Raw genomic sequence first — 13,055 nt, 5'->3', positions numbered from 1 at the left:
GGCGATCCAGTATTCCAGAGGCAGCAGTGATTGAACCGTGAAGCCGCGGCGTACTGGATTCCCCGCTTTCGCGGGGAATGACGGTGGTGGGTGGGGCATGCATCGGGGTCGAAGGCACTTACTTCGACGGCGCGGGCGCCGGATTGAAATCGACCTTCGGCGCGGTCGAGATTTCCTTCTCGTTCCCGACCGTGAAGTTCGGCTTTTCCTTGTAGCCGAACATCATCGCCGTGACGTTGCTCGGGAACGAACGGATGGTGACGTTATAGTCCTGCACCGCCTTGATGTAGCGGTTGCGCGCCACCGTGATGCGGTTCTCGGTGCCTTCGAGCTGCGACATCAAATCCTTGAACAGCGCATCCGACTTGAGCTGGGGGTAGTTCTCGGTGACCACGAGCAGCCGCGACAGCGCGCCGGAGAGTTCGCCCTGGGCGGCCTGGAATTTCTGGAATGCGGCGGGATCGTTCAGCACCTCGGGCGTCGCCTGGATGCTGCCGACCTTGGCGCGGGCATTGGTGACGCCGAGCAGCACGTCCTTCTCCTGCTGCGCAAAACCCTTCACCGAGTTGACGAGGTTGGGCACGAGATCGGCGCGACGCTGATACTGGTTCACGACCTCGGACCAATTGGCCTTGATCTGCTCGTCCTCGCTCTGGATCGCGTTATAGCCGCAATTGGTGAGGCTCAACGAGGCCAGCGCCGCCAGCACGGTCAGGATCTTGCGCATCAAATTTCTCCCGGTGGAATCGGGCGCAAGCTACCAGATTGCGCGCGCGAGATGCCAGACATCTTGCGTCCCGGCCGTGGCCTGTGAAAAGCAGCCGATGTACGCAAGCCTCTTGCTTAATCCTGGCTGTAATAGTCAACTTGAGGGAACAATAATGCCAGGTCGGGAACGCCAGGGGAACGCGATGAGCTCGTTCGAGACCATCCTCGTGGAGAGGCCGGAGCCGGCGATTGCCCGGGTCGTGATGAACCGGCCCGACGCGCGCAACGCGCAGAACCTGCAAATGACCTACGATCTCAACGCCGCCTTCGACGAGGCGGTGCAGGACGACGCGGTCAAGGTGATCATTCTCGCCGGCAATGGTCCGCACTTCTCCTCAGGCCATGACCTGCGACCCGGCAGCAAGAATGAAGCGGGCGTGGATTTTCCGCCGATCGGAAATTGGGGCGGCTTCGCCGAAGCAAACGCCCATGGCCGCTTCGCGCGCGAGCAGGAGATCTATCTCCAGATCACCCGGCGCTGGCGCAACCTCGCCAAGCCGACCATTGCAGAGGTTCACGGCAAGTGCATCGCCGGCGGCCTGATGCTGGCCTGGGCCTGCGATCTCATCATCGCGAGTGACGATGCGCAGTTCTGCGATCCCGTGGTCACCATGGGTGTCTGCGGCGTCGAATGGTTCGTGCATCCCTGGGAGCTCGGCCCGCGCAAGGCCAAGGAATTTCTGTTCACGGCCGACGCATGGAGCGCGCAGGAGGCGCATCAACTCGGGATGGTCAACCGGGTCGTGCCGCGCGCAGAGCTGTCATCCGCCGTGCTGGCGCTGGCGCGCAAAATCGCGTCAAAACCGTCCTTTGCGCTGAAGCTGACCAAGGAAGCCGTGAATCGTTCGGTTGACGTGATGGGCCAACCGGCTGCAATCGACCAGGCCTTTGCGCTGCATCAGCTCTGTCACGCGCATAATCTTCAGGAATTCGGCATGATCGTCGATCCATCGGGCCTGCACCCCTCCGTCCGCAAGCCGCCGGCGGCCGCGGAGTAGACAGGATGGATCTCAATCTCAGCGACGAGCAACGCCTGCTGCGCGAAAGCGCGGAGCGCTTCGTGGCCGAAAGCTACGATGCCGATCACCGCCGCAAGATGGCGAACGATCCGCTCGGCTTCAGCCCGGCGGTGTGGACGCAATTCGCCGAGCTCGGCTGGCTGGCGTTGCCGATCGCGGAGGAGTTTGGCGGGCTCGGCGGCAGCGCGGTCGAGATCGGCATTTTGATGGAAGCCTTCGGCCGCGGGCTGGTGTCGGAGCCGTATATCGCGACGGTCGTGCTTGGCGCCGCGTTGATCGAGCGATGCGGCAGCATGGCGCAGAAGCAGGCAATCCTGCCGAAGATCGCGGACGGATCGTTGAAGCTCGCGCTCGCGCATTCCGAGCGCGCTGCGCGGTTCGATCTCGCTAGGGTCGCGACGACCGCGACCAAGACGGGCCAAGGTTGGCGCCTTGCCGGCAGCAAGATTGCCGTGCTCGACGGCCATGCCGCCGACGAGATCATCGTCTCCGGGCATATCCATGATCATCAGGGCTCCTCCGGCCGCATCGGCCTGTTCCTGGTGCCGGCGACAACTCCGAGTGTTGCGATCTCCGACTACGAGCGCCTCGGCGGCGGGCGGGCCTGCAACATCGAGCTGTCGGACGCGCAACTGCCGGAGGATGCCTTGCTCGGCAACGGGCATGACGCGCTGCCGGCAATCGAATGGGCTGTTGATCGCGCCATGGCTGCGCTTGGCGCCGAGGCCGTCGGCATCATGCAGGTACTGCTGGATACTACGCTGGAGTACACAAAAATCCGGAAGCAATTCGGCCGGCCGCTCGCCGCCAACCAGGTGATCCGCCACCGCCTCGCCGACATGGCGGTCCAGGTCGACGAAGCGCGCTCGATGGCGCTGCGCGCCGCGCTGAAGCTCGACGCCGATCCGGTCGAGCGCGCGCGGGCCGCATCGGGCGCGAAGGCGAAGATCGGCAAATCCGCGCGTTTCGTCGGCGAGCAGTCGATCCAGCTTCACGGCGGCATGGGCGTCACCGAGGAGCTCGAGGTCGGCGCTTATTTCAAGCGGCTGGTCGCGTTCGACACGTTGTTCGGCGGCAGCGCGCACCATTATGGCCGCCACGCCCTGCTTGGCCGCCCCACCGTGCCGGCCTGACACAAGGAGCGCATCATGGACCTGTCGTTCAATGCCGAGGAGCGCGCCTTCCAGGACGAGGTGCGCGGCTTCATTGCCAGAAACCTCACCGAGGAGATGAAGCGCGCGACCGCGCTGACGCCGTCGGTGTTCTCCGACCCCGATATCGGCATGGCCTGGCAGCGCACGCTGCACAAGCAAGGCTGGGGCGCGCCGGGCTGGCCGGTCGAGCATGGCGGGCCGGATTGGACCCCGGCGCAGCGCTGGATCTTCGAGACTGAAAGCGCGCGGGCCGGCGTGCCCAATGTCAATGTGATGGGCGTGAAGATGGTCGGGCCCGTCATCATCGGTTTCGGCTCGCCCGAGCAGAAGAACTTCTACCTGCCGCGCATTCTGTCCGGTGAGGATTATTGGTGCCAGGGCTATTCCGAGCCGGGCTCCGGCTCCGACCTCTCCTCGCTGAAGACGCGCGCCGTGCGCGATGGCGACGACTACATCATCAACGGCACCAAGATCTGGACGACGCATGCCCACCACGCCAACCGCATGTTCGCGCTGGTGCGCACCAGCGACGGCCCGCGGCAGCAGGACGGCATCAGCTTCATCCTGATCGACATGAAGACACCGGGCATCACGACGCGTCCTATCCTCACCATCGGCGGCGACCACGAGGTTAACCAGGTATTCTTCGACGACGTGCGCGTTCCCGTGGCGAACCGCGTCGGCGAGGAAGGCAAGGGCTGGACCTACGGCAAGTATCTGCTCGAGTTCGAGCGCGGCTCCGGCATCGCCTCGGCGAAGCTGCGCGAGGGGCTGAAGGCGATCGCGGAGCTTGCCGAGTCCGATCTGACGGGCCGCGCGATCGACAGTCCCGACATCGCGACGCGCATCTCCGAAGTCGAGGTCGACATCGACGCGCTGGAGATGACCGAGCTGCGCGTGCTGTCGGCGCTGCAGACCGGACAGAATCCCGGTGCGGTGTCGTCGATCCTGAAGCTGCGCAACAGCGAGATCCGCCAGGCCGTGACCCGGCTCGGCGCCGACGTGATCGGCCATGACGCCCTCGCGGTCGAGCCGATGCGCCCGCTCTACAAGCTCAACCACGAGCCGGCGATGCCGGAGGAGATGCTGACGGTGATGCCGGAATATCTCAACGGCCGCGCCTATACGATCTTCGGCGGCACCTCGGAGATCCAGCGCGATATTATTGCGAAGATGATGTTGGGGATCTGAGGGGCACTGGCGCTACATTCTCACTGTCGTCCCGGTCTCACTGTCGTCCCGGCGAAGGCCGGGACGACGAGTTGGATTTGTGGCGACAGCCAGCACGACAATGGCCGCTAACCGCCCACCTTCGCATCCCGGATCGCCTGCCAAATCTTCTGCGGCGTCAGGGGCGTGTTGAGCTGGGTGATGCCGAGCTCGGCGAGCGCATCCATCACGCCGTTGGTGACGCAAGGGGGGCCACCGATGGCGCCGGATTCGCCGCAGCCCTTGGCGCCGAGCGGATTGGTGCGACAGGGCGCGGAATCGTCGAGCGTCACCACGATCGGCGGAACGTCGTCGGCGCGCGGGATGCAATAGTCCTGGTAGCTCGCGGTGAGCAGCTGGCCGTCGGCATCATAGGACACCCCCTCATACAGCGCCTGGCCGATACCCTGCGCCACGCCGCCATGGATCTGGCCGGTGACCAGCATCGGGTTCACGGCGACACCGACGTCGTCCACGGTGGTGTAGCGCACGACCTTGGAGACGCCGGTCTCGGGATCGATCTCGACCTCGCAGATATGGGTGCCGTTCGGCCAGCTCGGACCATCGACCTCGCCTTCGGAATCGACGCTGAGCTTTGCGCCGCCTTCCTTCTCGGCCAGATCGAACAGGCTGATGCGGCGGTCGGTGCCGACCACGGTGAGCATGCCGCCCTGGTATTCGATGTCCTCGATCGAGGTCTCCAGCACGTTTGCCGCCTTCTCACGCGCCTTCTGAATCAGATCGTTGGAGGAGACAGCGACCGCCGTGCCGCCGACGAACAGCGAACGCGACCCGACGCTGCCGAAGCCCGTCGCCAGATCGGTGTCGCCCTGGACCACGTCGATCTTGTCCATGGCAATGCCGAGCGTGTCGGAGATCATCTGCGTGTAAGTGGTCTGCAGCCCCTGCCCCATCGCCATGGTGCCGGAATGCAGGACGACGCGGCCCTGCGCGGTCGCGTGCAGGCTGACCTTCTCGGTGTGGGCGCGGCCGCCGGTCCACTCGATATAGGAGGTGAGCCCGCGGCCGTAGAGCAGGCCCTTCTTCTTCGCCGCTTTCTTGCGCGCGGCAAAGCCGTCCCAATCCGCAAGCTTCACGGCGCGATCGAGCATGTGCGCGAAGGCGCCGGAATCGTAAACCTGCCCCGCAGCATTCGTATAGGGCAGTTGCGCCGGCTTGATGTAATTCGCTTTCCGGATCGCGCGCGGATCCATGCCGATTTTTCGTGCAGCCGCGTCGAACAGGCGCTCGACGATGAACACGGCCTCCGGGCGGCCCGCACCGCGATAAGCGCCGACCGGCGCGGTGTGGGTCATCACCGACTTCACCTCGAAATGTACCAGCGGCAAATCGTAGACGCCGGTCTGCACGAACGGCCCCAGCACCAGCGGGATGATGTTGGCCGCGCCTGAGGAATACGCGCCGGTGCAGCCGATCGAGCTGACGCGGTAGGCCAGCACCTTGCCCTTCTCGTCGAGCGCAAAGGAAGCTGTCGAGGTAAGATCGCGGCCGTGGGTGCCACCGACGAATTCGTCGGTGCGGTCGCCGCGCCAGCGGATCTTCCTGTTCAGCTTGGTTGCGGCATAGGCGACGATGCCGTCCTCGGGATAGAGGTTGGTCTTCTGGCCAAAGCCGCCGCCGATATCGCCGACCAGCACGCGAACGCTGTCCTTGGGACGCTTCAGCACGGCCTCGGCCAGCACGTCGCGGGTCGAGGCAGGCGTCTGCGACTGCACATGCAGCAGGAGACGGCCGGACGTCTTGTCGATCTCGGCAATGGTCGAGCGCGGCTCCATCGCCGAGGGCACCAAGCGCTGGCTGACGAGATCGAGCTCGACGGTATGCGCCGCCCTGGCAAAAGCCTCGTCCACCTTGGCGGCATCGCCGTAAGCCATCGCGCCGACGATGTTGTCGGGGGCCTCCGGCCACACCACGGGCGCGCCGGGCTTGACCGCCTCGACGGGATCGACCACCGCCGGCTGCACGTCATATTCGACCACGATCGCTTCGGCTGCGCTCTGCGCGTCGGCACGCGAGGAGGCCACCACGGCAGCCACGGCCTCGCCCGCATAGCGCACGATGTCGTGCGCCAGCAGACGGCGTGGCGGCACCGTCATCGGCTTGCCGTCGGGGCGCTTGAAGATGCTCAAGGTCGGGATAACGCCGATGTCGTCCTTGACGAGGTCGGCGCCGGTATAGACCGCGGTCACGCCGGGCATCGCCGTGGCGGCGCTGGTGTCGATCGAGACGATCTTCGCATGGGCATGCGGCGAGCGCAGCAGGTACAACCACAGCGCGCCATCTTCCGGCTTGTCGTCGATGAACTGCCCCTTCCCGGTGAGCAGTCGCTGGTCTTCCAAACGCTTGACGGGCTGCCCCGCTCCGAAACGCAAATTGCCGGGAAGAATGTTCATTCCACCATGTCCTTGAAACCCAGAAAACGACCGCGGGGGTTTTAGCCGATTTTGCGGTCGATACAACCGAGCCGCGGTACATCTGCATTGCGTGTCACGCCCGCTCTGGCCGCAGATTGCCGGGTCAGGAGCGCTCTATGTCGATGATGCCCACATTGATATCACGGGTGTCCGAATCCCGCTTTACCGTGAGGCGAACGGTCTTACCGGCACCGGCCTGCTCGAGCGCATCAGTCAGGTCGGAGAGCCGCCGCACCGGCTTGCCTTCCACCGCGGTGATGATGTCTCCGACCGTTCCAGTCGACAAGTTGACACCGCGAATCCCCGCCTGTTCCGCAGGGCTGCCGGGGGCTGTCCGGACCACGATCACCCCTTGGACGCCAAGCCGCGTCGACACATCCTCGCTGGCGGCGACGATGCCGATGCCGGGCGTCGGCACGCGGCCATTGCGAATAAGCTCGGGGACAATCCGGTTCACGACGTCCACCGGCACCGCGAAACCGATGCCTGCATTCGAGCCGGACGGCGATATGATCGCAGTCGTGACGCCGATCAGCCGGCCGGCGGAGTCCAGCAGCGGCCCGCCCGAATTGCCCGGGTTGATTGCGGCATCCGTCTGGATGACATTGGCAATCTCCCGGCCGCCATGGGTCGGAAGCCTCCGCTTGAGGGCACTGATGATGCCGCTCGTCATCGACTGATCTAGCCCGAAAGGATTGCCGATCGCAAACGCGGATTGCCCGACTTTCAGGTCGGTCGAACTGCCGAGAGCCACCTGCGGTGGAAGCTCGCGCACGCTGCGGATCCGCAGGACCGCAAGATCGTAATTGGGGGCGGTGCCGATCAGATCAACCCGAGCCACCTCTCCCGACGCAAAGCGGACCGCGATCTCGCCGCCATTGGCCACAACATGGTTGTTCGTGACGAGATGCCCGTCGCGGTCCCAGACAAATCCCGTGCCGGAAGCGCCGCCCTGCCCCTCCTCTCCCATGACTGGAGTAGCGGCCGATCTCACCGCAACCTGGACAACCGAGGGCGACACTCGTTCGAAGATGTCGATGGTGGCCCTTTCGGCCTCGGACAGCGGACCACGTTGCTCGACGGCGCGCGCGGAGGGGGTTGTCCATGGCGCATGCTGGACCTTCACGGCAGTTACCACGAGCAGCAGGGCGGCAAAAGCCGCCGCAATGATTGCGTAGCGACGATTCATCAGTGATCACCGTGTCGTATGCTGAAGACGATCTCTCGAATGCACATGCCGGGAGGTGACAGAGCCAGCTCACGCAGCAACGTCGAAAATGAATGGAAGTTTCTCGAATCGGGCAGCTAAGGACGGTTCCGCTGCCCGTGCCGGGGCCCATTGCCGCGTGACAAACCGCTACGCCAGCTCCCGCAATGCCGCTTCTACGACCTTGCGCGCATCGGCGGTGAGAGCGGCCTGCGGCGGGACAGGATCGCCGACGTCGTACCCCTGGATGGCCAAGCCGGCCTTGATGCAGGCCGCCAGGTTGAAGCGGGCAAAAGCTTCGTTGATGCGCCACAGCCTGCGCTGGAGCGCCATCGCCTCGTCCCAGCGGCCGGCCTTGCAGAGGTCGTAGAGCGCGACGCTCTGGCGCGGAATGATGCAGGCGGGGCCCGCCATCCAGCCGAGGCCGCCGATCAGCATCACCGCGGCCGGGATATGGGCGGAGGCGGAGAACACCCGCAAGGCATCGCCGCAGCGGTTCATGATCGAGAGCAGCCGGCCGGTGTTGGTCGAGGCGTCCTTGATGTAGCCGATGCGCGGATGTTCGGCGAGGCGCGCGATGATTTCGAGGGTGAGATCGGAGCGCTGGAATTGCGGATTGGTATAGATGACGACGGGGATGTCCACGGCATCCGCGATGGCGCGGAAATAGGATTCGATCTGGGCGTCGGCGAGCGGGAAATACGCTTCCAGGATCGCCAGAATGCCGTCGGCGCCGAGCTTCTGATACGCCTTCGCCTGCGCCACCGCATCTGCCGTCGAGGTGGAGGCGACGCCCGCGACAACAGGCACACGTCCCCTTGCCGCCTCGATCGTGGTCTGCACGACCGCGGTGCGTTGGGCGGCGTTGAGATAGGCGAACTCGCCGGTCGAGCCGAGCGGGGTCAGACCGTGGACGCCCGCGCCGATCAGATCGTCGCAGAGCTTTGCGAGGACGTTCGTCCGCACCGCGCCATCGGCAGCGACGGGAGAGACGAGATAAGGGAAGACGCCGCGAAAATCGGACATGTCAGGTGTGAATCCCGGAAACTGGCTAGCGCCTGACGGTCTTACCAACGCTCGTGCCGGCGATCAAATCCTGATCAGCCGCACCCGCGTGCCCCAGGGATCGATCGCCTCAACGCCGTCCGCTAGCGCCGTGACTTTCGCGCCGCCCTTGCGCAGGCGCTCTTCCTGTGCGGCGAGCAGATCCTGCTTAGCTGTCACCAGCGAGAACCAGGCGAGCCCCGTTGTCTGATCGTCGCGTTGGCCGGCGCCCTCGCTCTGCCACACGTTTATGCCGAGATGATGATGGTAGCGTCCCGACGACAGGAACGCGGCGCCGTTGCGGCTGCGGGTCGGGTCGAGTCCGATCGTGCCGTGGTAGAAATTCTGCGCCTGCGCGAGGTCGCCGACGCGCAGATGCATGTGGCCGATGCGCATTCCGTCCGGTGCCTTGGCATAATCAGGCACGCGCGTATTGGTCAGCGACAGCAGGTCGGGAATGTCGAGCTCGTCGGCCGCCATCTTCACGTTGCCTTCGCTCCACTGCCATTGCGAGGGATCGCGGTCGGCATAGACCTCGATGCCGTTGCCTTCGGGATCGTCGAGATAGACGGATTCGCTGACGAGATGATCGGCAAAGCCCGACAGCGGCACGCGATGCGAAGCGGCTGCTACCAGCCAGCGGGCCAAGTCCTTGCGGGTCGGCATCAGGAAGGCGGTGTGATAGAGGCCGGCGGCGTTGCGCGGCTCGATCTCGGCATCAGGACGGGCCTCCAGCACCAGCAGCGCGATGCCGGCCGTGCCGAGCTTGGCGGCGCTCGCCGAGCGTTCCATCACGGTGAGCCCGATCACGTCGCGGTAGTAGTTCGCAACCTTGTCGAGATTCTTCACCCGGAGCGTCACCATGCCGACGCGCATCGGCGTGCGGCAGGCATAGGTCGGACCGCCGCCCTGCGGTGTGCCCTCGGCGCGCGCCGCGCCCGCAGCCGCCATTGCGAGCGAGCTGGCGCCGGCGAGTTGAAGCAGGGTGCGGCGGGTAAGGTCGATGGTCATCAATCAGGGCTCGCAAAAAGGCTTGAGGCCGTACGGCACAAGGTCGAGCCGATTGCTACACGTTCCCGTGAGCGGCTCCAATCACATGTTCGTCGGCCGTGCTCTTACGGACCAGCTTCCCTGCTTATTTCCTGGCCATGCGGCCAGTTACGCGATCGCCCGCGACATCCCAGATTGAGGACAGCTTTACAGGAGCCTGCCATGACCGACTCAACTCCCCTGACTTCGCTGTCGTCCGCGCTCGCGGATATGGTGTCCCGCACCGCGCCGTCCGTCGTCGCCGTCCATTCGCATCGTTCCCGCGCCACCGGCTTCGTCTGGAAACCCGGCCTGATCGTCACCGCCGACGAGGCGCTGGCCGACGAGGGCGACGTCGAGATCGGCCTCCCCGACGGCAGCACCGCGGCCGCCACGATCGCCGGCCGCGACCATACGACGGATATCGCACTGCTGCGCGCCGATACGGCGATTGCCCCGGTCAAGCTGGCCACAATTGTGCCGCCCCTTGGCGCGTTGTCGGTCGTCGTCGCCACCAACCGCGATACGCCGAGCGCCGCGCTCGCGATGGTGTCGCAGTCCGGCAAGAGCTGGCGCTCCCTGCGCGGCGGCGACATCGACGCGCGGATCGAGCTCGACGTCCGCTTGCGCTCCAGCCAGCAGGGCGGCCTCGCGCTCGACGCATCGGGCGAAGCCTTCGGCATGGCCGTGCTCGGCCCGAGGCGTGTGCTAGTGATCCCGACAGCGACGATCGAGCGGGTCGCGGCCCAGTTAGAGGCGCGCGGCCGCATCGCACGCGGATATCTCGGCCTCGGGCTGCAGCCGGTCCGGCTCGACGACGGCGTCGGCGCGATGGTGATGAATGTCGACAAGGCCGGCCCTTCGGCGGCGGCCGGCATCCGCCAGGGCGACGTCATCGTCGCGGTCAACGACCAGAAGCTGTCCGGCGTGCGCGCGCTGTCGCGGACGCTGGGTCCGGCGAGCGTGGGCGCGGTGGTCGATATCGCGGCGCGCCGCGGCGGCGAGCCGGTCAGCTTCAAGGTCACGATCGGCGAGAGGCCGGCGGCGTGAGCGAGGACATCGCGCCCGAGATCGTGTTGGCTTTGGAGATCGACGATCCCGCCCTCGCCGATCGCCTGGCTGCTCTGCTCGGCAATATCGCCGGGCTTCGCCTCGCCGAACCCGGCGAGAAAGCCGTCGCGACGATTGTCACTCGCGATCCGCGCATCATGCCTGAGGACATTGCGCTGACGCAGCGTGAGCTCGACGTGCTGGCGTTGATGGCGGAAGGCGGCTCCAACAAGATGATCGCGCGTCAGCTCGGCATTTCCGTCCACACGGTGAAATTCCATGTCGGCTCGCTGCTCGACAAGCTTGACGCTACCGGCCGCACCGATGCGGTGGCACATGCGGCCCGCCGCGGCGTGATCGAGCTCTAGGTCGGGTGCGGCGGGAAGCTGAGCTGGACCGTCAGGCCCGGCGCGTTGTCGTGCAGGGCAATCTCGGCACCATGGAGGCGAGCGACCGCGGCGACCAGGCTTAAGCCAAGGCCGTTACCCGGGGTGTAGCGGCTCTGCTCGAGCCGGTAGAAGCGTTTGAACACGTGATCGCGCTGATCCGCCGGAATGCCCGGGCCGTCGTCGGCGATCGCGATCGTCGCACCGCCGTCGGTGCTGCTGCAGGTGACGGTCACCTGCCCGCCTTTGCAGCCGTGCTTGATCGCGTTGTCGACGAGATTGGCGATAGCGTCGAACAGCAGGTCGCGATCGCCAATAATCGCCACCTCGCGATCGCCGCCGAGGCTGAGCCGCGTCGCAACCTGTTCGGCGGCGGCATCGTAGAGCTCGACGACCTCGCCGGCGATTTCGGCGAGATTGAGGGTGCGAAACGCACTACGGCGGGCGCGGGTCTCGATCTCCGAGATGCGCGTGATGGAGGCGAACATGCCGAGCACGGCGTCGAGATCGGCGATGGTGTCACCGATCAGCGCCGCGTCGGCCTCGCCATTGCGCGAGGCGTGATAAGCCTTTTCCAGCCGACCCCGCATGCGCGTCAGCGGCGTACGCAAATCATGGGCGACGTTGTCGCTGACCTGCTTGACCTCTCCCATCAAAGTCTCGATGCGGTCGAGCATCTGGTTGAGGTTTTCGGCGACCCGGTCCCATTCGTCGTGACTGCCGCGCAAGGGAATGCGCTGGTCGAGGCCCGACATCATGATGGCGCGGCTGGTGGCGTTGATCTCCTCGATCCGCCCGACCGTGCGGCGCGTCACCAGCACCGCGGCGAGCCCGGCGAGCACCAGCATCAGCACGGCGACAGCGGCCATTGCGAGCTCGATCATCGCGGTGAAGCCGCTGTGGTCGCCGGCATCGCCGACACGGCTCTGCACATAGGCGATCGTGCCGAAATAGACATAGGCCATGATCGCCGCGACGATCAGCCCGAACGCCGCGATCGCGATCAGCGCAAGGCGGAAGGTCGAGGAGCGGAGCGTTTTAGCCAGGAGCACGGAGACAATATCCGATGCCGCGGATGGTGTGGATCAGCGGATAGGCCTGGGCATCATCGACCTTGCGACGGACGCGTCCGACATAGACGTCGATGATGTTGGTGGAGGGATCGAAATGCAGATCCCAGACATGCTGGAGCAGCATCGCACGCGAGACGACGCGGCCCTCGTTGCGGACCAGATATTCGAGTAATTGGAATTCCCGCGGCAACAGCGGAATCTTCCGGCCGCGGCGGCTCGCGCTGCGTGCGATCAGGTCGATGGCGAGATCGCCGACCCGCAGGATCGTCTCCTTGGCGACGGTGTCGCTGCGCCGGCCGAGTGCCTCCAGCCGCGCCAGCAATTCGGTGAAGGAGAACGGCTTGACGAGATAATCGTCGCCGCCGGCCCGCAAGCCGCGCACGCGGTCGTCGACCTCGCCAAGTGCGGAAATGATTAGGAACGGCGCGGCGATGCCGTCGTCGCGCAACTGGCGCATCACGCTGATGCCGTCGATATCGGGCAGCATGCGGTCGATGGTGATCACGGCATAGTCGCGCGCGGCGCCGTGGCTGAGCGCTTCGCGCCCGGTGGCGGCGAGATCGACGTCGTAGCCGGAAGTCGTCAGCTCCTCGACGAGCTGGCCTGCGGTTTCCGCGTCGTCCTCGACGACCAGAATGCGGCGGTGAGCTCCGGTCATGACAAACTCCGCGCGACGATCGC

12 protein-coding genes are annotated in these 13,055 nt (G+C 65.5%); 5 read left to right on the top strand and 7 right to left on the bottom strand.

The features are described from left to right. Positions 1-118: 118 nt before the first annotated feature. Positions 119-727, bottom strand: coding sequence for a LemA family protein (locus ACIPUD_RS27710; protein ID WP_007596535.1), 609 nt, complete (start codon positions 725-727; stop codon positions 119-121). 184 nt (positions 728-911) lie between these two features. On the opposite strand from ACIPUD_RS27710, the gene ACIPUD_RS27705 reads away from it, so the two are divergent. From ACIPUD_RS27705 to ACIPUD_RS27695, 3 genes are read left to right on the top strand one after another with little or no spacing between them, the layout of a single operon-like run. After that, positions 912-1,766: an enoyl-CoA hydratase gene (locus ACIPUD_RS27705; protein ID WP_018453664.1), complete on the top strand. Its 855-nt coding sequence runs from the start codon at positions 912-914 to the stop codon at positions 1,764-1,766. Between the two features lie 5 nt (positions 1,767-1,771). Then, a complete protein-coding gene (locus ACIPUD_RS27700; RefSeq protein ID WP_446481897.1) occupies positions 1,772-2,920 on the top strand; it encodes an acyl-CoA dehydrogenase family protein in 1,149 nt (382 codons plus the stop codon). Between the two features lie 15 nt (positions 2,921-2,935). Then, positions 2,936-4,132 carry an acyl-CoA dehydrogenase family protein gene (locus ACIPUD_RS27695; protein ID WP_377791924.1) on the top strand — a complete coding sequence of 399 codons (1,197 nt, stop codon included), beginning with the start codon at positions 2,936-2,938 and terminating at the stop codon, positions 4,130-4,132. Between the two features lie 107 nt (positions 4,133-4,239). On the opposite strand, the gene ACIPUD_RS27690 is transcribed toward ACIPUD_RS27695, so the two are convergent. From ACIPUD_RS27690 to ACIPUD_RS27675, 4 genes are all read right to left on the bottom strand, one after another. After that, a complete protein-coding gene (locus ACIPUD_RS27690) occupies positions 4,240-6,564 on the bottom strand; it encodes a xanthine dehydrogenase family protein molybdopterin-binding subunit (protein WP_247489369.1) in 2,325 nt (774 codons plus the stop codon). A gap of 124 nt (positions 6,565-6,688) precedes the next feature. Next, the gene (locus tag ACIPUD_RS27685) at positions 6,689-7,774 is read right to left on the bottom strand and encodes a S1C family serine protease (RefSeq protein ID WP_018453660.1); all 1,086 of its coding nucleotides are present in this window, start codon (positions 7,772-7,774) and stop codon (positions 6,689-6,691) included. Positions 7,775-7,942: 168 nt separating this feature from the next. Then, on the bottom strand, positions 7,943-8,818 hold the full coding sequence (locus ACIPUD_RS27680) for a dihydrodipicolinate synthase family protein (protein ID WP_018453659.1): 876 nt from the start codon (positions 8,816-8,818) through the stop codon (positions 7,943-7,945). 63 nt (positions 8,819-8,881) lie between these two features. After that, on the bottom strand, positions 8,882-9,847 hold the full coding sequence (locus tag ACIPUD_RS27675; protein ID WP_446481896.1) for a VOC family protein: 966 nt from the start codon (positions 9,845-9,847) through the stop codon (positions 8,882-8,884). A gap of 201 nt (positions 9,848-10,048) precedes the next feature. On the opposite strand from ACIPUD_RS27675, the gene ACIPUD_RS27670 reads away from it, so the two are divergent. Together ACIPUD_RS27670 and ACIPUD_RS27665 are read left to right on the top strand one after the other, a co-directional pair. Then, the gene (locus ACIPUD_RS27670) at positions 10,049-10,915 is read left to right on the top strand and encodes a S1C family serine protease (RefSeq protein ID WP_018453657.1); all 867 of its coding nucleotides are present in this window, start codon (positions 10,049-10,051) and stop codon (positions 10,913-10,915) included. Then, positions 10,912-11,283 (top strand): response regulator transcription factor, encoded by a 372-nt coding sequence (locus tag ACIPUD_RS27665; protein ID WP_018453656.1) that lies wholly within the window; start codon positions 10,912-10,914, stop codon positions 11,281-11,283. Before ACIPUD_RS27670 ends, ACIPUD_RS27665 begins: the two co-directional genes overlap by 4 nt. Here ACIPUD_RS27665 and ACIPUD_RS27660 read toward each other — a convergent pair. Together ACIPUD_RS27660 and ACIPUD_RS27655 are read right to left on the bottom strand one after the other, a co-directional pair. Then, positions 11,280-12,353 carry a sensor histidine kinase gene (locus ACIPUD_RS27660; protein ID WP_018453655.1) on the bottom strand — a complete coding sequence of 358 codons (1,074 nt, stop codon included), beginning with the start codon at positions 12,351-12,353 and terminating at the stop codon, positions 11,280-11,282. The genes ACIPUD_RS27665 and ACIPUD_RS27660 overlap by 4 nt on opposite strands. After that, positions 12,340-13,032, bottom strand: a complete 693-nt coding sequence (locus ACIPUD_RS27655) for a response regulator transcription factor (protein WP_018453654.1) — start codon at positions 13,030-13,032, stop codon at positions 12,340-12,342. Before ACIPUD_RS27655 ends, ACIPUD_RS27660 begins: the two co-directional genes overlap by 14 nt. Between the last annotated feature and the right edge of the window lie 23 nt (positions 13,033-13,055).

The organism is Bradyrhizobium sp. CAR08, from assembly GCF_052871955.1.
This window is presented reverse-complemented; position numbering and strand designations above follow the sequence as displayed.

Excerpts from the sequence above, each read along its gene's own strand:
- ACIPUD_RS27710 (WP_007596535.1), bottom strand. The coding sequence starts at position 727 with ATGCGCAAGATCCTGACCGTGCTGGCGGCGCTGGCCTCGTTGAGCCTC.
- ACIPUD_RS27705 (WP_018453664.1), top strand. The coding sequence starts at position 912 with ATGAGCTCGTTCGAGACCATCCTCGTGGAGAGGCCGGAGCCGGCGATT.
- ACIPUD_RS27700 (WP_446481897.1), top strand. The coding sequence starts at position 1,772 with ATGGATCTCAATCTCAGCGACGAGCAACGCCTGCTGCGCGAAAGCGCG.
- ACIPUD_RS27695 (WP_377791924.1), top strand. The coding sequence starts at position 2,936 with ATGGACCTGTCGTTCAATGCCGAGGAGCGCGCCTTCCAGGACGAGGTG.
- ACIPUD_RS27690 (WP_247489369.1), bottom strand. The coding sequence starts at position 6,564 with ATGAACATTCTTCCCGGCAATTTGCGTTTCGGAGCGGGGCAGCCCGTC.
- ACIPUD_RS27685 (WP_018453660.1), bottom strand. The coding sequence starts at position 7,774 with ATGAATCGTCGCTACGCAATCATTGCGGCGGCTTTTGCCGCCCTGCTG.
- ACIPUD_RS27680 (WP_018453659.1), bottom strand. The coding sequence starts at position 8,818 with ATGTCCGATTTTCGCGGCGTCTTCCCTTATCTCGTCTCTCCCGTCGCT.
- ACIPUD_RS27675 (WP_446481896.1), bottom strand. The coding sequence starts at position 9,847 with ATGACCATCGACCTTACCCGCCGCACCCTGCTTCAACTCGCCGGCGCC.
- ACIPUD_RS27670 (WP_018453657.1), top strand. The coding sequence starts at position 10,049 with ATGACCGACTCAACTCCCCTGACTTCGCTGTCGTCCGCGCTCGCGGAT.
- ACIPUD_RS27655 (WP_018453654.1), bottom strand. The coding sequence starts at position 13,032 with ATGACCGGAGCTCACCGCCGCATTCTGGTCGTCGAGGACGACGCGGAA.